17 protein-coding genes are annotated in these 21,520 nt (G+C 67.4%); 8 read left to right on the forward strand and 9 right to left on the reverse strand.

Annotated elements, in window-relative coordinates; all coding sequences use genetic code 11:
• Positions 1–81: 81 nt before the first annotated feature.
• The 4 genes from DFO58_RS12075 to DFO58_RS12090 form a co-directional block, all read right to left on the reverse strand.
• Positions 82–1,494: a dihydrolipoamide acetyltransferase family protein gene (locus DFO58_RS12075; RefSeq protein ID WP_120991073.1), complete on the reverse strand. Its 1,413-nt coding sequence runs from the start codon at positions 1,492–1,494 to the stop codon at positions 82–84.
• Positions 1,495–1,503: 9 nt separating this feature from the next.
• Positions 1,504–2,478 (reverse strand): transketolase C-terminal domain-containing protein, encoded by a 975-nt coding sequence (locus DFO58_RS12080; RefSeq protein ID WP_053798835.1) that lies wholly within the window; start codon positions 2,476–2,478, stop codon positions 1,504–1,506.
• Positions 2,475–3,614: a thiamine pyrophosphate-dependent dehydrogenase E1 component subunit alpha gene (locus DFO58_RS12085; protein ID WP_113607028.1), complete on the reverse strand. Its 1,140-nt coding sequence runs from the start codon at positions 3,612–3,614 to the stop codon at positions 2,475–2,477. The genes DFO58_RS12080 and DFO58_RS12085 overlap by 4 nt, the downstream gene beginning before the upstream one ends.
• Positions 3,615–3,736: 122 nt before the next feature.
• A complete protein-coding gene (locus DFO58_RS12090; protein WP_120991075.1) occupies positions 3,737–4,852 on the reverse strand; it encodes a histidinol-phosphate transaminase in 1,116 nt (371 codons plus the stop codon).
• Positions 4,853–4,933: 81 nt separating this feature from the next.
• On the opposite strand from DFO58_RS12090, the gene DFO58_RS12095 reads away from it, so the two are divergent.
• Entirely contained in the window at positions 4,934–5,320 is a 387-nt protein-coding gene (locus DFO58_RS12095; RefSeq protein WP_053798837.1) for a phage holin family protein, read from the forward strand.
• A gap of 22 nt (positions 5,321–5,342) precedes the next feature.
• On the opposite strand, the gene DFO58_RS12100 is transcribed toward DFO58_RS12095, so the two are convergent.
• Together DFO58_RS12100 and DFO58_RS12105 are read right to left on the reverse strand one after the other, a co-directional pair.
• Positions 5,343–6,710, reverse strand: a complete 1,368-nt coding sequence (locus tag DFO58_RS12100; RefSeq protein WP_120991077.1) for a hypothetical protein — start codon at positions 6,708–6,710, stop codon at positions 5,343–5,345.
• Between the two features lie 2 nt (positions 6,711–6,712).
• On the reverse strand, positions 6,713–6,985 hold the full coding sequence (locus DFO58_RS12105; protein ID WP_120991079.1) for a hypothetical protein: 273 nt from the start codon (positions 6,983–6,985) through the stop codon (positions 6,713–6,715).
• Between the two features lie 160 nt (positions 6,986–7,145).
• On the opposite strand from DFO58_RS12105, the gene purB reads away from it, so the two are divergent.
• From purB to DFO58_RS12125, 4 genes are all read left to right on the forward strand, one after another.
• The gene (gene purB, locus DFO58_RS12110) at positions 7,146–8,555 is read left to right on the forward strand and encodes an adenylosuccinate lyase (RefSeq protein WP_053798839.1); all 1,410 of its coding nucleotides are present in this window, start codon (positions 7,146–7,148) and stop codon (positions 8,553–8,555) included.
• Between the two features lie 293 nt (positions 8,556–8,848).
• Positions 8,849–10,225 carry an MFS transporter gene (locus DFO58_RS12115; protein WP_120991081.1) on the forward strand — a complete coding sequence of 459 codons (1,377 nt, stop codon included), beginning with the start codon at positions 8,849–8,851 and terminating at the stop codon, positions 10,223–10,225.
• A 1-nt stretch (position 10,226) separates the two neighbouring features.
• Positions 10,227–12,350 (forward strand): molybdopterin oxidoreductase family protein, encoded by a 2,124-nt coding sequence (locus DFO58_RS12120; RefSeq protein ID WP_120991083.1) that lies wholly within the window; start codon positions 10,227–10,229, stop codon positions 12,348–12,350.
• Complete coding sequence (locus DFO58_RS12125) at positions 12,343–13,833, forward strand: FAD-dependent oxidoreductase (protein ID WP_120991085.1); 1,491 nt, start codon at positions 12,343–12,345, stop codon at positions 13,831–13,833. Before DFO58_RS12120 ends, DFO58_RS12125 begins: the two co-directional genes overlap by 8 nt.
• A 242-nt stretch (positions 13,834–14,075) precedes the next feature.
• On the opposite strand, the gene nirD is transcribed toward DFO58_RS12125, so the two are convergent.
• On the reverse strand, positions 14,076–14,441 hold the full coding sequence (nirD, locus tag DFO58_RS12130) for a nitrite reductase small subunit NirD (protein WP_120991087.1): 366 nt from the start codon (positions 14,439–14,441) through the stop codon (positions 14,076–14,078).
• A gap of 274 nt (positions 14,442–14,715) precedes the next feature.
• On the opposite strand from nirD, the gene nirB reads away from it, so the two are divergent.
• The 3 genes from nirB to DFO58_RS12145 all read left to right on the forward strand — a co-directional run bounded on the left by nirB (position 14,716) and on the right by DFO58_RS12145 (position 19,626).
• Positions 14,716–17,298, forward strand: a complete 2,583-nt coding sequence (gene nirB, locus DFO58_RS12135; protein WP_120991089.1) for a nitrite reductase large subunit NirB — start codon at positions 14,716–14,718, stop codon at positions 17,296–17,298.
• A 214-nt stretch (positions 17,299–17,512) separates the two neighbouring features.
• Positions 17,513–18,529, forward strand: a complete 1,017-nt coding sequence (gene cobA / locus DFO58_RS12140) for a uroporphyrinogen-III C-methyltransferase (protein WP_047120166.1) — start codon at positions 17,513–17,515, stop codon at positions 18,527–18,529.
• Positions 18,526–19,626 (forward strand): uroporphyrinogen-III synthase, encoded by a 1,101-nt coding sequence (locus DFO58_RS12145; protein WP_120991091.1) that lies wholly within the window; start codon positions 18,526–18,528, stop codon positions 19,624–19,626. Before cobA ends, DFO58_RS12145 begins: the two co-directional genes overlap by 4 nt.
• Before the next feature lie 4 nt (positions 19,627–19,630).
• On the opposite strand, the gene DFO58_RS12150 is transcribed toward DFO58_RS12145, so the two are convergent.
• Positions 19,631–20,620, reverse strand: a complete 990-nt coding sequence (locus DFO58_RS12150; RefSeq protein ID WP_113607037.1) for an aldo/keto reductase — start codon at positions 20,618–20,620, stop codon at positions 19,631–19,633.
• 66 nt (positions 20,621–20,686) lie between these two features.
• A complete protein-coding gene (locus DFO58_RS12155) occupies positions 20,687–21,367 on the reverse strand; it encodes a GntR family transcriptional regulator (protein ID WP_183043185.1) in 681 nt (226 codons plus the stop codon).
• Positions 21,368–21,520 lie beyond the last annotated feature (153 nt).

Consider the following 21,520-nt stretch of genomic DNA (forward strand, 5'->3'; position numbering starts at 1 on the left):
GTATCAACAGCTGCTTTTCTTAACTGCCAAGGCCCCTTTGAATCAAGAGGATTCAAAGGGGCCTTGGCTGCGGGCCGGGAACTAGTCCAGCAGCATCGCAGGTTCCTGCAGGATCGAGGCGACGTCGGCCATGAAGCGGGCCGACAGGTCCCCGTCCACCACGCGGTGGTCGAAGGATCCGCCCAGCGTGGTGATCCAGCGCGGGACGACTTCCCCGTCCACTACCCACGGCTTCTGGCGGATCGTACCGAAGGCGACGATCGCAACCTCTCCCGGGTTGATAATCGGGGTGCCGGTGTCGATGCCCAGCGCACCGATGTTGGTGATCGACAGGGTGCCGCCGCGCATGTCCTCCGGGGAGGTCTTGCCGGCGCGGGCGGTGGTGGCCAGCTCGTTCAACGCGACCGCCAGTTCCTTCATGTTCAGGTTCTGGGCGTCCTTGATGTTCGGCACCAGCAGGCCGCGCGGGGTGGCGGCCGCGATGCCCAGGTTCATGAAGCGCTTCTGGTGGATCTCGGCGCCCTGCGGGGTTTCCACCCAGCTCGCGTTGACGCTCGGGTTGCGGGCCGCGGCCCAGATCACGGCGCGGGCCAGCACCAGCAGCGGGGAGACCTTGATGCCCTCGAAGTCGCGGGACTTCTTCAGGCGCTGCACGTATTCCATGGTGCGGCTGGCGTCCACGTCCACGAAGATCGACACGTGCGGGGCGGTGAAGGCGGAGTCCACCATGGCCTTGGCGGTGGCCTTGCGCACGCCGCGCACCGCGGTGCGGTCCACGCGGGCGTCGGCCAGCTGGCCATGGGCCCAGTAGGTCGGCGCCGCCGCGTGCTCGGCCTCGCGCTGGGCTTGGTAGCTGTTGACGTCCTCGCGGGTGATTTCGCCCTGGGTTCCGGTGCCCACGACATCGTTGATGTCGATGCCCAGCTCCTTGGCCAGGCGGCGGACCGGCGGCTTGGCGAGCACGCGGTCGACGAAGCTTGCCATGGCAGGCTTGGCGCGGTCGACCTCGCGGGTCACCGCGCTTCCCAGCGAGGCGGCGCGGCGGGAGATGGTGTCGGCAATAGCCGAGGCGCGCACGGCCGGACGGGCCGCCGCCGGCGGAGCGGAGGGCGCCGGGCGGTTGGTGCGCTCGCGGCGCACCGAGGAGTCTGCGGTCGGGCCCGAGCCCACCAGCGGGCCGGGCTCCTCGCTGGCCACGGGCGCCGCGGTGGCCAGCGCCTCGGCCGGTTCCGGGGTGCCGGTCGGGGCCGGCTTGTTGCCCTCCTGGTCGATGGTGATCAGCGGGTTGTCCACCAGCACGGTCTCGCCCTCGGCGGCGTGCAGGGCGGTGACCACCCCGGCGAACGGGCTGGGCAGCTCCACCAGGGACTTGGCGGTTTCGATTTCCACGAAGACCTGGTTGACCTCGACGGTGTCGCCCACGGCGACCTTCCACGAGGCGATGTCGGCTTCGGTCAGGCCTTCGCCCACATCGGGCAGGTTAAAGACGGTCATGTTCGGCTCCTAGTAGGCGAAGGAACGGTCGAGCGCTTCGAGCAGCTTGTCGATGTCTGGCAGGTACTGCGATTCGACCTTGGAGATCGGGTACGGCATGTGGAATCCGCCCACGCGCAGCACCGGGGCCTCCAGGGACAGGAAGGCGCGTTCGGAGATGCGCGCGGCGATCTCCCCGCCCAGCCCGCCGAAGGTCGGCGCTTCATGGGTGACAATCAGCCGGCCGGTCTTCTGCACGGACTCGGTGATGGTGTCGAAGTCGATCGGCGAGAGCGAGCGCAGGTCGATGACCTCGATGGAGCGGCCCTCCTCGCGGGCGGCCTCCGCGGCGGCCAGCGCCACCGGCACCAGCGGGCCGTAGGCCACGATGGTGGCGTCGTCGCCGCTGCGCACCACCTGCGCCTTGAACGCGTCAAGGGCCGGGGTCTCGGTGTCCACCTCGCCCTTGAGCCAGTAGCGGCGCTTGGGTTCGAAGTAGATCACCGGGTCCTGGCACGCCGCCGCCTGCTGGATCATCCAGTAGGCGTCGTTCGCGTTGGACGGCGTGATGATGCGCAGGCCCGCGGTGTGCGCGAACAGGGCTTCGGGTGATTCGGAGTGGTGCTCGATGGAGCCGATGCCGCCGCCGTACGGGATGCGGATGACCACCGGGACGGTCAGCCGGCCCTCGGAACGGGCATGCATCTTGGCAAGCTGCGTGGTGATCTGGCTGTAGGCCGGGAACACGAAGCCGTCGAACTGGATCTCCACCAGCGGGCAGAAGCCGCGCAGGGCCATGCCCACCGCGCTGCCCACGATGCCGGCCTCGCCCAGCGGCGAGTCGATCACGCGGTGCGCGCCGTATTTGTCTTGCAGTCCGTCGGTCACGCGGTACACGCCGCCGAGCTTGCCGATGTCCTCGCCCATCAGCAGCGCCTTGTCGTTGGACTCCAGCACCTTGTCCAGGCCGGAGGTGATGGCCTTGGCCAGTGTCATGGTGCTCATGCGTTCTCTCCCGAATCTGCGAATCCTGCTTCGTACTGCAGGTGCCAGGCCAGTTCTTCCTGGATCAGCGGGTGCGCCTCGGCGTACACCTGCTCGAAGGACTTGGCCAGCGGCGGCACCGGGAAAGCCATGGCGTCCTCGCGGACGGTGGCGGCCATCTGGTCCGCGTCCTTGGCCAGCTGCTCGAAGAAGGCGTCGTCCACGATGTTGTTCTCGCGCAGGTAGGTCTCCAGGCGGATCAGCGGATCGAGCGGCGCCCAGGCGGCTTCTTCCTCGGTCATGCGGTACTTGGTGGGATCGTCCGCCGTGGTGTGCGCACCCAGCCGGTAGGTGTCAGCTTCGATGAACACCGGGCCCTTGCCGCTGCGGGCGTGTTCCAGCGCCCAGCGGGTCACTGCCAGCACTGCCAGCACGTCGTTGCCGTCCACGCGGATGCCAGGCATGCCGTAGCCTGCGGCACGCTCGACCAGCGGCACCTTGGACTGGACCTCGAAAGGCACCGAGATGGCCCACTGGTTGTTCTGGCAGAAGTAGACCACCGGGGCGTTGAAGGAGTTGGCGAAGACCATCGACTCGTGGGTCTCGCCCTCGGTGGACGAGCCATCGCCGAAGTAGGCGACCACCGCGTTGCCCTCGGCGGCGAGCTTTTCCTCGTCCCAGCCGCGCTGCTCCATGCTCAGCGCCATGCCGTAGCCGGCCGCGTGCGGCAGCTGGGCTGCGAGCACCATGGTGTACATGTGGAAGTTGTTTTCCCGCGGGTCCCATCCGCCGCCGGAGATGCCGCGGAACAGACGCAACATCTCGGAGAAGGAGACGTTGCGGGTCAGCGCGACGCCGTGTTCGCGGTAGGTCGGGAAGATGTAGTCGCTGGGGCGGGTAGCGCGTCCCGAACCGATCTGCGCCGCTTCCTGGCCGCGCAGCGGAACCCAGAGGCACAGCTGGCCCTGGCGTTGAAGGGCGGTCGCCTCCTGGTCGAACCGGCGGGTCAACGCCATGTCGCGGTAGAAGCCGCGCAGCATGTCCTCGTCCACGTCGCCCAAATAGGCGTCATAGATCTCGTGGGGCAGGCGCTGGCCGTCGGGGGTCAGGATCTGCACCGGATCCTTCGGCCCGACCTCGGTCGCAGCAGGCGTCATAAATCTTCCTCCGGTCATAAATATGCCCCACACGGAATACATTCCGCATGGGACATATAGCGGCTTGTCTAATTTCCAAGCCTATAGCGTTTGCCTGTAAAAACGCGAGAAAACAGCGCCGCTCAGCTCTGCGCCAAATCGAGAGACTCTGCACAAAGCTCGATGAAGCGGTCGTTGGCTTCCGGCTCCGCAATCGAGATGCGCACGCCTTCGTGAGCGAAGCCGCGCACCGACAATGCCCTGGCTTCAGCACGTTCAACGAACTGCGTGGTCTTCTCGCCCAGTGGCAGCCAGACGAAGTTCGCCTGCGTGGCCGGGAACTTCCATCCCTGCTCCACCAGCGCAGCCACCACGCGTTCGCGCTCAGCGACGAGTGAATCCACCCGTTCGTACACCGCATCGATATGTTTCAGCGAGGCGATCGCCGCGTCCTGGGCCACCGAGGAGACCGCAAACGGGGTTGCGATGACCCGCAGGTTGTTGGTGATTTCCGGATGGGCCACCGAGTAGCCCACACGCAGGTTCGCCAGGCCATGGGCCTTGGAGAAGGTGCGCAGCAGGACCACGTTCTGGTTGGCCTTGTAGGTCTTCACCCCATCCACGGACTGCGGATCGCGCACGAACTCGATGTAGGCCTCGTCCAGCACAATCAGCACATTGCGCGGCACCCGGGAAATGAAGTCGTCAACCTCGGCCTGCGTGAGGATCGGGCCGGTCGGGTTGTTAGGAGTGCACAGCAGGATCACCGAGGTGTTCTCGTTGATGGCCTCGATCATGGCTTCAAGGTCATGCCGCCCATCGGCAAGCACCGGAACCGGCACGGGAAGCGCGCCGGCAGTCTGCACGAGGATCGGATAGGCCTCGAAGGAACGCCAGGCGAAAATGACCTCGTCCTGGATGCCGTCCTCGTTCTGCCCGGCGAAGGTGTTCAGGATCTGGACCAGCGCACCGAGCGAGCCCGCGCCGGTGACGATGTCATCGGCCGGGACGTCGAGGTAGTCCGCCAATGCCTCGCGCAGCTTGGTGCTCAGCGGGTCCGGATAACGGTTCAGCGCATCCTGGTCGAGGACCGCCTGGCGCACCTGCGGCAGCGGGCCGAAGGGAATCTCGTTGGAGGAGAGTTTGAAGGAGCTCAGCCCCTGAATCTGTACCGGCGGTTTTCCGGCGGCGTACTTGGGCAGGCGGGCAACGATCGATCGCGGCTGCACCTGGTCTTGGGGCACAGAATTCTCAGTCATAAATCCCAGCGTAGCCCCGGAAGTGCGGAAAGGTGATTTAGTTTTCATCTACGACCCAGCTTTATGTGCGAAGGTTTTATCATGAGTTTCCTGATTCGAGTCATCGTAAATGCGCTGGCACTAGCAGTTGCCGTCTGGATTGTGCCCGGAATCCATATCGACGCCGTTGGCGATGACACCTTGGGCCTCGTGGTGTCATACCTGGTGGTCGGCCTGATCTTCGGTTTGGTCAACGCGCTGGTCCGCCCGATCGTCAGCCTGCTGTCGCTGCCCATCACCTGCCTGACCTTGGGGTTGTTCACCATCGTCGTGAATGCGCTGATGCTTGCGCTGACCGGCTGGCTCACCCGGTTCATCCCGGCGGAGCTGATCATCGACCACTTCTGGTGGGACGCGATCGCGGGCACCATCATCATCTCCATCGTCTCCGCGGTGCTCGGATTGTTCGTCAGCAGCGACCGCCGGTAGCACCCGTCCGTCGTCCCGCCATTTAGTGCGGCGGGGCGATCTCGTGGTCCAGCGGCTTGCGCTGTTTCCCACTGCCGCGCGGTTCCTGGCCGCGCGGTTTTTGTTTTGGAAGGGATTTCCGTTCCAGCTTGAATCGGCGGAACGTCAACGGACCGGGAGGCAGCATGAATGCTTCCAATTGCTTGCGCACGTCTGGAGCTGCATTTCGTTGAAGTTCACGCAGGTGGTCTTCGTAGTTCGGCAGGGAATGCGGAGGCCCGAAAACGCCACCCTGGGGCAGGGCGTCCTCGACGTCCTTGCGCGGCCCGTCAAAGGTCACCGTCATTTGTCTGGGCGAGGTTCGGTTCTGCCGTCCATCGGTTCCGGGAACCATGTCCTTGGAATCTTCCACCGACAAGGTTCTCACTTCTGATGGCACCGGAATGCCGCCAATCGGCGAGCCCAGGGTCAGCGCACGGGTCATGGTGAATTTCTTGCGCATCAACTTGTTCTTCAACAGGTTGGCAACATGGATGCCGCCCTGGGAGTAGCCGGTGAGAATCACCTCGTCACCGGGTCCCGCCCCCGAGTATTCCAAAGCCCGGGCAATCGGTTCGGCAAAGTTTTCCGAATCGCGGCCGAATCCGTCGACGATGCCCATCGAGTCGAAGGGATTGGCTCCCCCGAAACCGTCCTGGGTTCCCGGCAGCACCAGAACAAAGGTCTTCGAATCAAGCTGCGCGATGACGAATTTGCCCTGTTCCTCGGCCCCGCCGTCGTATAGCAAACGGTGCAAGGTGGCGTAGTCGTCCAGATTTCCATTGGCCTGCAGTTGCTCGGGCGGCTGCTCCCCTGTCAGTTCCAGCCGGCCGTCGGGGTCCATGGTGCCGATCGCTTCGCCCAGCTGCTTGGTGGTTTCGGTGACCAGTGCATCCATGCCGGCTTCGGGCCGCAAGATACTCCACGGGTTGGCGAGCATCAGCAATCGCAGCATGGTTTCCATCTGCTGCGTCGGTGGCCTGTTGCCGTTGCCCGATGTCTCTTGGAGAAATCTCGTCACGACATGCAGCCAATTCGCCGCGAGCAGCATTTTCTCCGTCACTTGCTCTGCTGACTCGTAATTCTCGATGGCCGCACGCACCCGTTCATCCAGGCGCCGCCCGGCGATAACTGCCTCGGTCGCATGCAGGTAGCCGTTGCGCAGGTGCTCCGCGAGCAGCGCAAGATTGTAGCCACGGGCCGCCACTCCCGCGATGCTGCATTGGAGGTTGAGGTCGTCCTGGCACTGCGCAGCCTGCTGCGCGGCGCGCAGCAGGCTCAATTCCATCTGCTGCAGCCGGGTATAGACATCGACGCAGATGGCTCGGGAATCCGCGTAATCCACGGCGTTGTAATTGACGTCATATCCCATGCTCAGGACGCCATCCGCTGCTCGTTGATCTGGGTTTCCAACGCATGGATTTCGTTCGTGGCCACTGCCAGATAGGCCTCGGCATCCACCAGCACCCCGGCCAGCACCTGGAGCCGTCCGCTCAGCTCCCCCACCTGCGCAGCGAAAGCCCTGCCCGCTTCAGATCTCCAAGTCAGCCCGCTGATCTGGGACAACTGGCCAATAGCGAACCGGGTGGTGTCCTTGGCATCGGAAAGCTGGAATGCCACCGAATCCAGCGTTGCCTGAAACATCATCGCGCTACTCCCGCCTCGTGGGCCGTCCTCTGCACGGCAGGCCCGTGAGCCTTCAGGATGCCCGTATCCGCCGTCCCGGGCAGGCGCTGGCCCGCGGAATGTGGATTAGGCCCGAGCGTAAAAAGTATGCCGCGGTGCCAAGGGATGAAAGAATAAGAGCATGGTTGAGATTGCGCGCACTTCCCTTGCTAATGAACCCCTGGCGTTGACCGCCCTCGACGGACGCTACCGCGCGGCCGTCGCCCCGCTGGTGGACTACCTGTCCGAGGCGGCTTTGAACCGCGATCGCATTCACGTTGAAGTTGAATGGCTGATCCACCTGACCGACAACTCCGTGCTTCCGGGCACCTCGCCGCTCACCGCTGAGCAGAAGGCTGCGCTGCGAAAGATCGTCACCGACTTCAACGCCGATTCCGTGCAGGAACTGGCCGAGATCGAGGCAGTGACCGTCCACGACGTGAAGGCCGTCGAGTACTACATCGCCAATCGCCTTGAAGGCATCGGCATTGCCCAGCTCAAGCCGCTGGTCCACTTCGGCTGCACCTCTGAAGACATCAACAACCTGTCCTACGCGCTGGGCGTGCAGGGTGGCGTGCAGCAGGTCTGGCTGCCGGCAGCCCGCGACCTGGTCGCGCAGCTGACCAAGATGGCCGAGGAGTCCCGCGACGTGCCGATGCTCTCGCGCACCCACGGCCAGCCAGCCACCCCGACCACCCTGGGCAAGGAACTGGCCGTGCTTGCATGGCGCCTGACCCGCCAGCTGGACCGCGTCGAGAAGACCGAGTACCTGGGCAAGATCAACGGCGCCACCGGCACCTACGCCGCCCACTACGCTTCGGTTCCAAACGCCGACTGGCAGCAGATCTCCCAGGGCTTCGTCGAGCACCTGGGACTGACCTGGAACCCGCTGACCACCCAGATCGAGTCGCACGACTGGCAAGCAGAGGTGTACGCGGACATCGCCCGCTTCAACCGCATCCTGCACAACCTGTGCACCGACGTGTGGAGCTACATCTCCATCGGCTACTTCGCGCAGATCCCGGTGGCCGGTGCCACCGGCTCCTCGACCATGCCGCACAAGGTCAACCCGATCCGCTTCGAGAACGCCGAAGCGAACCTGGAAATCTCCAACGGCCTGCTGGACACCCTGGGTGCAACCCTGGTCACCAGCCGCTGGCAGCGCGACCTGACCGACTCCTCCTCGCAGCGCAACATCGGTTCGGCCATCGGCCACTCGGTGCTGGCCATCTCCAACGTCGCCAAGGGCCTTGACCGTCTGGACGTTGCCGAGGCAGTGCTTGCCGACGACTTGGACCACAACTGGGAGGTCCTCGCCGAGGCCATCCAGATGGTCATGCGTGCCGAGGCCATCGCCGGAGTCGAGGGCATGGACAACCCGTACGAGCGCCTGAAGGACCTGACCCGCGGCCACCGCGTGGACGCGGCCCGCCTGAAGGAATTCGTCGGCGAGCTGGGCCTGTCGGCCGAGGCCGAGCAGCGTCTGCAGTCGCTGACCCCGGGCACCTACAACGGTATTGCTTCGCAGCTGGTTGACCACCTGAAGAAGTAGCCTGCATCGAACAACAGCTGGTCCCGTCGCCGAAAAGCGACGGGACCAGTTTTTTGTGTCCGCACTTCTGAGACGTCGAGCCACCAAGCGCAGGGCTGGCGGTCATCGATCCGGAACTCGCTGCACGAAAACTGATCAAAAAATTTGTTCATTTCCGGCAGATTACCGGCTCCTCTCAGCGGGACCCGGCAGCCGTTACCCAGAATTGCCACCGAGGCAACAACAAACGCCTGCCGATGAAATGTCGCTCTGGAATGCTCAACAGCATCCACGAGTGAAAGGCATCGATTCGCATGAGCACGCAATCCCGCCAACTGACCCCCGCCGTTGACCAGCTGGAGACCACCCGCGGCCGGTGGGTCCGCAACTGGGACGCGGAGAACCCTGAGTTCTGGCAGGCAGTGGGCCGGCGCACCGCCTGGACTAACTTGCGCTGGTCGATCTTCGCGGAATTCCTGGGGTTCGCCGTCTGGCAGTTGTGCGCGATCCTCGCGGTGTACCTGCCGGCCGCCGGATTCGACTACAGCACCAGCGAGCTGTTCTGGCTGATCTCCATGCCCAGCCTGGTCGGCGCCACCCTGCGCATCCCCTATACCTTCATGGTCGCCAGATTCGGCGGACGGAACTGGACCATCGTCTCCGCGCTGCTGCTCCTGATCCCGGTAACCGGATTGGCCCTGGCCACGGCGAACCCGCAGACCCCGTTCTGGATCATGCTGGTCCTGGCCGGGCTTTCCGGATTCGGCGGCGGCAACTTCGCTTCCTCGATGGCCAACATCACCTACTTCTATCCGGCCGCCCAGAAAGGCTGGGCCCTCGGACTGAACGCGGCCGGCGGCAACCTGGGCGCGGCCATCGCCCAGCTGCTCGTGCCGATCGCCATCACAATCTTCGCCGCCGGGACGCTGCAGCTTCCCATGGCCGGCTTGATCTGGATCCCGTTGATCCTGGCGGCCGCGGCAGGAGCCGCGAAGTTCATGCACAACCTGTCCAACGCGCGCAGCGACGTGCGTGGCGCGCTGGCTTGCCTGCGCGAGAAGCACCTGTGGATCATCGCCGGGCTCTACATCGGCACCTTCGGCTCGTTCATCGGTTTCTGCGCGGTATTCCCCAAACTGCTGGCCGATACCTTCACCGAGTACTCCTCGCTTCAATTGGGCACCGCAGTCGTTTCCCTGGCCTTCCTCGGACCGCTGGTCGGGTCGCTGGCACGACCCTACGGAGGACAGCTGGCCGACCGCTTCGGCGGGGCCCGCATCACCCTGGCGGCCTTCGCGGTAATGGCCGCGCTGACTCTCGCGCTGATGCTGAGCCTGGGACAGGTGGACTTCCCGGTCTTCCTGGGATTGTTCCTCGCCCTGTTCACCGCGGCAGGCCTCGGCAACGGCTCCACCTACCGCATGATCCCGGCAGTCTTCGCCCTCTCGGGACGTCGCAGCGGCCGTACCCGAGCCGAGCAGGCGCGCAGCGCCGCCGCGGCCCTGGGCCTGGTTTCGGCCATCGGCGCCTACGGCGGATTCCTGATTCCGCAGGTGCTGGGCTTGTCCCTGTCGAAGCTGGGTTCCTACGTGCCAGCCTTCGGAGTGTTTGTGGGACTCTACGTGCTGCTGCTGGCGGCGACCTGGTTCTGCTACGTACGCCGCGGTTCGGGTTTCGCGGGGAAGGCCTGAGATGGCGGTCGCGACGCACTGCCCCTACTGCGCGCTGCAGTGCGGGATCACCCTTGATGCAGGCACCACGCCGGTGGGCTTGAGCGGACGGAACTTCGAAACCAACGGCGGGGCGCTGTGCCGCAAGGGATACAGCGCCGCGCAGCTGCTGGACCACCCCGAACGACTGCATTCCCCGCTGGAACGCGGGGCCGACGGCGTGCTGCGCCCGGTGAGCTGGGAGCGGGCGCTGGAACTGGTGGTGCACCAGGTGCGCACTGTGCAGAAGGCCCACGGGAAGGACGCGGTGGCGGTATTCGGCTCCGGCTCGCTGACCAATGAAAAGGCCTACCAGCTGGGCAAGTTCGCGCGGCTGGCACTGGGCACCTCGCGCATCGACTACAACGGGCGATTCTGCATGTCCTCGGCCGCGGCAGCCGGCAACAAGGCTTTCGGACTGGACCGCGGGCTGCCCTTTCCGCTGGCGGACCTGGACCGGGCAGGCACCATCCTGCTGCTCGGATCCAATGTCGCTGACACCATGCCGCCCTTCGTCAGGCATCTGGAATCCGCGCGGGAGAACGGCGGGCTGATTGTCTCCGACCCGCGCTGCTCGGCCACGGCGGAATTGGCGGACATCCATGTGCAGCCGGCGCCCGGCACGGACCTGCAGCTGCTGCTCGGCCTGGCCCACGTGCTGCTGGCCGAGGACCTGGCCGATACCGGCTACCTGGCAGCCCGCGTTTCCGGGCTGGACCCGCTGCGTACTTCGCTAGCGGCCTGGTGGCCCGAACGGGTGCAGTCGCTCACCGGAGTCCCGGCCAGCGTGATCCGGCAGACCGCGCGCGCCCTGGCTTCCGCGGCCCAAGCAGCCCATGCCGGCGGCAAACCCGTGTACATCCTCACCGGGCGCGGGGTGGAACAGCATGCCAACGGCACCGCCACGGTGTCCGCTGCGATCAATCTGGCCCTGCTGCTGGGATTGCCAGGAACCCTGGCCGGGGGTTTTGGCACCATCACCGGACAGGGCAACGGGCAGGGCGGGCGCGAACATGGGCAGAAGGCCGACCAGCTGCCCGGCTACCGCAAGATCACCGACACGGCGGCACGCAGGCATGTGGCGGGCGTCTGGGGCGTGGATCCTGACATCATCCCCGGGCCGGGCATCCCGGCGGCGCAGCTGCTGGCAACCCTGGGAGAACCTGGCGGGGCCCGGATGCTGCTGATGCACGGCTCCAACCCGGTCATCTCCTCCCCCAATGCCAACCGCACCGCTGCGGCGCTGCGCCGGCTGGACTACCTGGTCGTGTCCGACTTCTTCCTCTCGGAGACCGCCGCGCAGGCGGACCTGGTGCTGCCGGTGCTGCAGTGGGCCGAGGAGGAAGGCACCATGACGAATCTGGAAGGCAGGGTGCTGCGCCGCCGCGCCGCGCTGGCCCCGCCGCCGGGGGCGCGCAGCGAGCTGTGGCTGCTGGCCGAACTGGCCGCACGCCTGCATGCCCCGTCCGCCTTCAGCGCGGACCCGCGGGAGGTTTTCGCAGAGCTCGGCAGGGCCTCGGCCGGAGGCATCGCCGACTACTCGGGGGTAGACTACGACAGCCTCGATGCGGGGGCGGCGGTCTACTGGCCTTGTCCCAGCGGCACGCCGATCAGTACGGCTCCCGGCGAGCGCTCGGGCACCCCGCGCCTGTTCCTGGAACGATTCGCCCACCCCGACGGCAAAGCGCGGCTGGAGCCGGTCTACCCGCAGCCGACGGCGGTCGGTGGTTCCGAGCGGCGGCCAGGGAGCATCTCGCTGGTCACCGGACGGTTGCTGGAACACTACCAGTCCGGGACGCAGACCCGCCGGGTAGCCGAGCTGCAACAGGCCGCGCCTGCGGCGCTGGCACGGATCCATCCGGACACCGCGCTGGCACGCGGCATCAGCGACGGACAGGACATGGTGCTGGAAAATGCGCACGGACGCGTCGAAGCGACGGCCTGCCTGGACGCGGGCATCCGCGTGGACACCGTGTTCCTGCCCTTCCATTTCCCTGAAACCCAGAACGCCAACCTGCTCACCGGCAATGCGGTGGACCCGGACAGTTCCATGCCCGAGTTCAAGCATGCGCTGGTGCTGCTGTCCCGATTGGAGCGACATGAGTGAACGACTGGTTGTCATCGGCTTCGGGCCGGTGGCCGCGAGCCTGGTCGAGGGGCTGCTTCCCGCGGTGCGTTCAAAAGACCTCCACCTGACGGTGTTGGGCGCGGAAGAGCGCTCCGCCTACAACCGGGTGCTGCTGGCCGAGGTCGCCATCGGCGCGGCCAAGCCCGAGCACCTGGGCATGGCTGACGAATCCCGGCTGCGCGCCGCGGGCGTGGATCTGCGGCTGGGCACCGCCGCGACCGGGGTGGACCGAGCCCGGCGCGTGGTGCACACCAGCGCAGGGACGGTCCCCTACGACCGGCTGGTTTTCGCCACCGGCGCCCGACCGGTCATCCCCTCGTTGGCAGGGCTGAACTTCGATCCTCACGCGGATTCCACGCTGCCCGCCGGGGTGCTGGCGCTGCGCACCCTCGACGATGCCCTGCAGCTGCACTCGGTGCTTCGCCGCGGCGGAAAGGTGCTGGTGCTCGGCGGCGGCATCCTGGGCCTGGAGGCCGCATTGGCCATGGCCAGCGCCGGCCTCGAGCCAGTGCTGGTGCACCACGGACCGGCACCGCTGGGACGCGTGGTGGACGCGGACGGCGGCACCCTGCTCATCCGCCAGTTGGAAGCCGCCGGGGTGCAGGTGCTCTCCGGGGTGCGCGCCACCGGAGTGCAGAAAAAGGACGGCCGCTTCCATGCGCTGGCCACCGACACCCACGGGCTGATCCACGCCGACGCCCTGCTGGTGTCCACCGGGGTGCGCCCGCGCACCGAACTGGCTGAAGGCTGCGGGCTGGCCGCCGGGCACGGGATCGCCGTCAACGAGCAGCTGATGGCGGATTCCAGCGGACGCCTCTTCGCCGTGGGAGACTGCGCCGAGGTGGCCGGGCGCCGTCCTGCGGGCCTGCTCGCCCCGGGCTGGGCGCAGGCCGGGTGGCTGGCCGGCTTCCTGCTGAGCCATCCGGCCCCGCATCCTTCCGCGCCCGCCCCGGATCTGGGCCGCCTGCCCGGTCCCCAAGCCCAGGGCGGCGAGATCCTGATGCTCAAGGGGCAGGGGCTGGAACTCACCGCTGCCGGCACGGTGCAGGCAGGACTCTTCGACGACCCCGCACAGCAGGTCACGGTGTACGCCGATCCCGTCTCCGGACGCTACCTGAAGATCGTGGCGCACGATGGGCTCCCCACCGGCTTTATGGCCTTGGGCCTGCCGCGCACCGGGGCGGAGCTCGCCCTGGGATTCGAGCGTGGCACCGCACTGCCGGTTGACCCGTCCCTGCTCCTGCGGTTGGATGCGCCCTTCGAGGATGCGCATGCGCCCGCGGCCGGGGCTGATGACCAGTTCTGTCGTTGCTCGGGTGCGACCTACGGGCAGGTGGCCCAGGCGGTCCAGGCTGGATGCTCCACCGTCGAAGAGGTTGGCGCGAACTGCCGTGCAGGCACCGGTTGCGGCGGTTGCAAGGAACGCATCGAGGAACTGCTCGAGCTCCCGGCCCGGGCCTAGCGGGGAGGCGGGATGCTGCCGGCTCCCGCCTCGTTCCGACCGGCTGCTTAACCCAGCACACGCCGCCAGGAAATCCTGGCGGCGTGTGCTGGGTTACGTGTTCTAGTGAAACTCGAATCGTTGAAGCGTGCCTGCTCATGAATGCTTGCAGGCTGCCGGGTTCGTGCTGACCTCGTACCAGCCGAACCATGCGCAGTGTTCAAGGTAGGTCCCGTCCGCGTCGTGGACGGCGGCGTGCCTGCTCATTTCGAGGCCTTCATCCACAACCGGCCGTCGAGTTCCTTCACGCCGAACACCGGCAGTGCGGCGCCCTCGGAGCTCAGGCAGTCGCCGGTGTCCAGGCGGTAGATCTCCTTGTGCAGCGGGCAGGCGATGGTGGCGACGCGATATCCGTCCACCGTGGCATCGCCCAGGATGCCGCGGGCCATGACCTTGGCGCCGGTGGATGGGCAGCGGTGGGAGCTGGCGTAGAAGCCGAAGTGCTCGGTGCGGTACACCGCGATCTGCCGCCCTTCCATCCAGGCGGCCTCGCCCCACCCAGTTTCCAGATCGTCCGCGAAGCAGAGTTCGGCCAGTGCGGCAGGTGCATCAATCAGTTGCGTGGTCATCGGTGGGTCCTTTCGCTGGTGTTCCGATGCTTCGAGCCTAGAAGCGTCATGTTTCAGCCGCCGCCCCGCACGGTTGCCGGTCGGTAAAGCCCGATTCACAGCCCTAGGGCAAACCCGTGCTACGAACATGTTTCGACGCGCTCACTGCGGGTGATCGTTCCTGCTGGAGAAAATTGCGCCCGGCGAAACATCGGGGTAACTGCGGGGCAAAAACAGGTTCCTAGGCTGGTGCCAGACGCTCCACACCCCGTGGGTCCGCCAGCGAAAGGGCATCATGAATACCTCCAGCGAACAGCGACACATCCTCGTGATCGGCGGCGGTCCGGCCGCGCACCGCTTTGCCGAAGCCATGGCCACCCGCCGGCCGGCAGGCACCCGACTGACAGTGCTCACCGAAGAGGCCCACCTGCCCTACGACAGGGTGGCCCTGTCCAAAGCGCTGACGGATCCCGGCGTGGACCTGACCCTGGGCGAGGCGGAACTATGGGAGCAGGAGCACCTCACCCTTGAAACCGGGGCCCGCGCGGTGGCCTTGGACAGCGCCGCCCGCGTGGTGCGCACCGAGGACGGGCGCGAATTCGGCTACGACGAGCTGGTGCTGGCCACCGGCTCCAACGCCGCAACCCTGCCGATCCCCGGCGCCGAACTGACCCATGTCTACCGCACTCTGGAGGACGTGCGGGGCATCGCCAAGCAGGTGCGCACCCTGGCCGCAACGCTGGGACGCACCCCGGTGGTTGCCACCATCGGCGGGGGCCTGCTGGGGCTGGAAGCCGCAGCCGGGGTGCAGGCCCTGGGCGCGCAAGCGCTGATCATCGACGGCGGGCACTGGCTCATGGGAACCCAGCTGGACCAGGGCGCCGGACAGGCGCTGGGGCGCCTGATCGCCCAGAAGGACCTCACGGTGCACGGCGGGGTGTACCCGGAAAAGATCCTCTCCGAGAACGGGCAGGTGACCGGCGTGCACATGGCAGACGGCAAGGTCATCGCGGCTGACATGGTGATCGTGTCCATCGGCGTGCGCCCGCGCGACGAACTGGCCCGCACCCACAACGAAACCCAGACCGACGGCGGCGCGCACTTCAGCCTCGGCCCACGCGGCGGCATCGTCATCGACGGAAGCTGCGCCACCGAGGTGGAGCATGTCTGGGCCATCGGCGAGGTCGCCAATTTCGGCGGTCTGTGCGTCGGGCTGGTCGCCCCGGCCAACACGATGGCGGAGGTCGCCGCTGACCGGCTGACCGGCGGCGAGGGGGAATTCAGCGGATTCGACACCGCCACCAAGCTCAAGCTCTCCGGGGTGGACGTCGCCTCCTTCGGCGACGCCTTCGCCCGCACCGAGGGCTCGCTGGAGGTGGTCTACGCGGATGCCGCCCGCGGGCTTTACCAGAAACTGGTGGTCTCCGAGGATGCCTCCACCCTGCTCGGCGGCATCTTCGTGGGCGACGCGAGCCCCTACCAGTCGCTGCGGCCGCTGCTGGGCAGGGAGCTTCCGGCAGAGCCCGGCGCCTATCTCAGCGCCGCCGGCGGGCCGGCACCGGATACCGAGCTGCCCGATGACGCGGTGGTGTGCTCCTGCAACAACGTGGACGCCGGGTCGATCCGCGGCGCGGTGGGCGGGGCCTGCGCCGGCTGCGGCCCGGCCTCCACGGTGTCCGGGCTGAAGTCCTGCACCATGGCCGGCACCCAGTGCGGTTCCTGCGTGCCGATGCTCAAGAAGCTGCTGGAAACGGAAATGGCGAAGAACGGCATGGAAGTCTCCACGGCCCTGTGCGAGCACTTCAGCCTCTCCCGCCCGCAGCTCTTCGAGGCCGTGCGCGTGGCCGGGCTGGGCACCTACCCGCAGATCATGGCACGCTTCGGCACCGGCACCGGCTGCGACATCTGCAAGCCGACCATCGCCTCCATCCTGGCCAGCCAGACCAACGTGCACCCGATGGACGCCGGGCTGGCCGGGGCGCAGGACACCAACGACCGCGTCATGGCCAACATGCAAAAGGACGGCACCTACTCGGTGGTTCCGCGCATCCCCGGCGGCGAAATCACCCCTGAAAAGCTGGGCGTCATTGCCCGGGTGGCGCAGAAATACGGGCTGTACACCAAGCTGACCGGCGGGCTGCGCATCGACATGTTCGGCGCCCGGCTGGAGCAGCTGCCTCAGATCTGGCGCGAGCTGGTCGACGCCGGGTTCGAATCCGGCCAGGCCTACGGCAAGTCCCTGCGCAACGTGAAAACCTGCGTCGGCTCCACCTGGTGCCGCTACGGCATGCTGGACTCGGTGGGCATGGGCATCGACATCGAGCTGCGCTACCGCGGGCTGCGCGCCCCGCACAAGTTCAAGATGGGTGTCTCCGGCTGCGCCCGCGAATGCGCGGAGGCCCGTGCCAAGGACGTCGGAGTCATCGCCACCGCGGAAGGGTGGAACCTGTACGTGGGCGGCAACGGCGGAGCCAACCCGGCCCACGCCCAGCTGCTGGCCGGCGGGGTGGATGACCGCACGCTGCTGCGGTACATCGACCGATTCCTGATGTACTACATCCGCAGCGCCGAACGCCTGCAGCGCACCGCCCACTGGATCCAGGAACTGCCCGGCGGCATGGACACCGTGCACAGCGTGGTGGTCGAGGACTCGCTCGGGCTGGGAGCGGAGCTCGAGCAGGCTATGGAACGCCATGTCTCCAGCTACCAGGACGAATGGGCGGCCACGCTGGCCGATCCCCAGAAGCTCAAGCGCTTCCGTTCCTTCGTGAACGCACCCCAGATCTCCGACACCGAGCTGGAATACGCCAGCGAACGCGGCCAGCGCCACCCGGTGGACCTGGGCGCGAGCATCCCCGTGCGCCCGGCAGCCAACTGAGAAACGAATGAATCGACAAGTTATTGCCGGTGAAACAATTGCGAAATTTCCAGGCAAAAAGACCTGGATAGCATGTGAATCAAGCCGAAACAGCGAGCACCCTGGAGCGTATCCCCATGTCACAGAATCATCCACGCAGTCTTGCAGCAACTCTGGGCACCGTGTGCCTCCACGCCGAGGGCCGCACCGCCCTGTTGGCCCGGGAGAGTGAAAAATGATCGGGGCGCACATCGAGCTGGGCGGCTGCACGGTCCTGCTGGCGGCGGCTCCGGGAACCTCCGCCCGCGCCGCGCGGTACCTGCAGGCGCAGTTCGTCGACACCCTGCTGCAGGCCAGCACGCCGTTGGGGGCCGCGGCACTGCTGGGACAGGCAGACATCCTGGCCCTGTGTTCCGGGCAGTCCCTGAAATTCGCCGCGCTGCGCCAACAGGCTGTGGCCCAAGGCATTCCGGTGGTCGAGCTGGACCCCGGCGCAATGGGCGGCCGCATCACCCTGGTCGGCGGAGGACCCGGCGCCCTGGACCTGCTGACGCTGCGCGCGGCCGCCGCGCTGGCCAGCGCGGACGTGGTTTTCTGCGACCGGCTGGCGCCCGGTGAATTCCTGGACCGCCTCGCGCCGCAGGCCCGCGTCGTCGACGTGGGCAAGCGGCCCGGGCACCACAAGATCGCCCAGGAGCGCATTGAGGACCTGATGCTGCAGGAGGCGCTGCGCGGCCGCCACGTGGTGCGGCTCAAGGGCGGGGATCCCTACGTGTTCGGCCGCGGATTCGAGGAACTGCGCACCGCCAGCGCCGCCGGGATCCCGGTCGAGGTGGTTCCCGGGCTGTCCTCCTGCATCACGGTGCCGGCCGCGGCCGGCATCCCGGTCACCGCTCGCGGGGTCACCCGCGCCTTCACCGTGATCTCGGGCCATGATCCCCTGGAGGAGCACCAGCTGCGCCAGCTGGCAGGCCTGGGCGGAACCATCGTGGTGCTGATGGGCATGGGAACCCTGGAGCATACCGCGGCGGGGCTGCGCCGCTGCGGGCTGGCGGCCGACACGCCCTGCGCCGTCATCGAGTCGGGAACCACCGGCACCCAGCGCACCACCCACGCCACCTTGTCCACGCTGGCCGCGGCGTCCCGGGCGGCCGGCTGCGCGAACCCCGCGGTGATCGTCATCGGACAGGTCGCGGCGCTGCCGCTGGCCCTGGACGCGATGCCGCCGCTGAGCCTGGGAGCCACCGCATGAACGGCGCGCAGCAGCTGGCAGGATTCCGCATCGCGGTGACCAGTGACCGGCGCTCCAACGAACTCATCGAGGCCCTGGAACGCCGCGGGGCCGAAACCGCCCACACCCCGCTGCTGCGGCTCGCTCCGCTGGAGGACGAGCAGTTCCTGCTCGGCCAAACACGCAGGGTCATCGCCGAACGCCCCTCAGTGCTGGTGGTGACCACCGCCTACGGGCTGCGCCGCTGGTTCGACACGGCGGAGGCCGCCGGCCTGGGCGACCAGCTGGGACGGGCGCTGGAGACCTGCCGGATCTTCACCCGCGGGGCCAAGGCGCTCGGCGCGGTGCGGGCGCTGGGCCTGCCGGTGGCTGGAAGCGCCGCGGCAGGAACCAGCGAAGCGCTGCTGCAGCTGCTGCACGGCGAGGTGCAGGGGGCCAGCGTGGCGGTGCAGATGCACGCGGACAACGACCGCCCGCTGGCCCGCGACATCAGGGCGCTCGGCGCCGCGCACGTGCTGAAGATCGAACCCTACCGCTGGCTGGAGAGCAGCGGCGACCCGCACATCCTCACCCTGCTGGACGGCATCTGCGCCGGCCGCTTCGACGCGGTGACCTTCACCAGCGCCCCCAGCGTGCACTCCTTGCTGACCGCCGCGGCCTCCCGCGGCATGCTGCCCACGCTGATCCGCTCATTCAACGAACGCGTGCTGGCCGCGACGGTGGGGCCGGTGACCGCCGAACCCCTGATCCAGGCCGGGGTGCGCAGCCCGCTGGTTCCGCAGCGCCACCGCATGGGCGCCATGGTGCTGCAGCTGGCCACCGCCCTGGCCGACCAGGGCACGCTGAGCGTGGATACCTCCCGCGGCCTGTGCCAGCTGCGCGGGCGTACGCTGTCGCTGAATGACGAGGACTGCACGCTCACCCCGCTGCACGCCGAGATCCTGCGCTGCCTGCTCCAGGCCGGCGGCAATGTGGTCTCCCGCGATGAGCTGGCCACCTCGCTGAGCACCCTGCCTTCACGCCATGCGCTGGACATGACGCTCAGCCGGCTGCGCAAGAACCTGCCCGATCCGCAGCTGATCACCACGGTCATCAAGCGCGGCTACCGCATCGCCTGAGCCTTCACCAGCGCGGGTGGATCTGGGCGCGCAGCTTCCGGTCGTAGAGATCGCGCACGGAAGCGGAGAATTCCCCGGAGATCCGCAACGACCCTGCGGCGGCGTTGGCCAGTGCCTGCGCCGTGGAGCGGGCTCCGGGGATGACGGTGCTGATCCCGTCCTGCGCGGCCAGCCAGGCCAGGGCGACCTGGGCGCTGGAGGCGCCGGGCGCCTCGGCGGCGGCCAGTTCCGCGAATTCCCGTGCGGCCTGCAGCCCGGTGGCGTAGTCGACCCCGGAGAAGGTCTCGCCCACGTCGAAGGCTGACCCGTCGCGGTTGAAGTTCCGGTGGTCGTCGGCCGCGAACCGGGTGTCCTCGGTGTAGCGGTTGGCCAGCAGGCCGCTGGCCAACGGGACGCGGGCGATGACGCCCACGCCTGCCTCGCGCGCGGCGGGCAGCACCTGCTCGATGGGCTTGTGCCGGAAGGCGTTGACGATGATTTGCACCGTGGCCACGTTCGGCCGCGCGATGGCGGTCAGCGCTTCGTCCACGGTTTCCACCGACACGCCGTAATTGGCGATGCGCCCCTCGGCGACCAGGGTGTCCAGCGCATCGTAGACGGCGTCGTTGGAGTAGACGGCGGTGGGCGGGCAGTGCAGCTGCACCAGGTCTAGGGTGTCCATTCCGAGGTTCTCGCGCGAGCGGTCGTTCCAGGCGCGGAAGGCTTCAAGCGTGTAGGCCTCGGGTACCTGCTCCACACGGCGGCCCATCTTGGTGGCGACGGTGACGCCCGCCTCCGGGTTGGCCTTGAGCCAGCGGCCGATCAGCTGCTCGCTGCGTCCGTCCCCGTAGACGTCGGCGGTGTCGAAGAAGTCCACACCCCCTGCGTGGGCGGCGTCCAGCACGGCCAGCGCGTCGTTCTCGTCCACCGAGCCCCAGTCGGCGCCGAGCTGCCAGGTGCCCAGCCCGATCACGGAGACGCTGCGCTGTGTTCTTCCTAGTTCACGATGTTCCATAATCCGAGTCTAGTCCGCGACCGGGTGCCGGCCGGGGGCACCCGCCGGCGCTCCCACCGTGCAGTGCTACAGCAGCCGGCTGCGGTGCCCGGTCCTGGCTTCGAGGGATTTGAGCACATGCCGGCGGGCGGCCTGCTCGATCTGCGCGCTGGGCGCCGAGCCCCGGATGAGATCCAGCAGTTCCCCGTGCTCTTCAACGGATTCGCGCGCGCGGTCCCGGTCCACGGCGGCGCCGGGCCCGCGGGTGCTGGAGAACTTCTTCCATTCGGACCGGGCCAGTTCCAGGATCCTCTCGTTGGGGCAGGCCGAATACAGCACCTCGTGGAATTGCGTGTTGAGCTCCTCGAAGAGTGCGGGATCGAAGTCATCGAGCATTGACAGGATGCTGCCGTTGATCTCTTCGGCCCGCTCGATGTCGGCCGCGCCCAGCTGGCCGGCGGCCAGCGACGTGGCAGTGCCGTCGAGGACGGCGAGCGCTTCCATGCCTGCCCGGTAGGCATGGTCGTCGATGACCGCGACGCGGGCCCCGACGTTGTGCACGATCTGCAGCAGCCCCTCGGCGGCCAGGCGCTGGATGGCTTCGCGCACCGGCACCCCGCTCACCCCGAGCTCGGCCGCGATGGGAGCTGCCAGCACCCGCTGGTAGGGCTCGAAAGCTCCCCGCTCGATCTGCTCCTTGATGTGGGCGTATGCGGTGTCCGCCTTGCTTTGCGCACCGCGCCGCCGTGGCTCCGAAGTAGGCACCATCCCCCGCTTCCGTCGTCGCGCCGCTGGCCTCGAGTATCGCGGAAGATGTTTGCTCCCGCCCCTGAAGACTATCGCACCGGCGGGGGCCGGCCCGTTTCCTTGACCCGCAGATTTTATAATATAAAGTAAGTTGCGTAGCTCACTCACTCGCAC

Source organism: Arthrobacter sp. AG1021 (genome assembly GCF_003633665.1).
GTDB classification, from domain to species: domain Bacteria; phylum Actinomycetota; class Actinomycetes; order Actinomycetales; family Micrococcaceae; genus Glutamicibacter; species Glutamicibacter soli.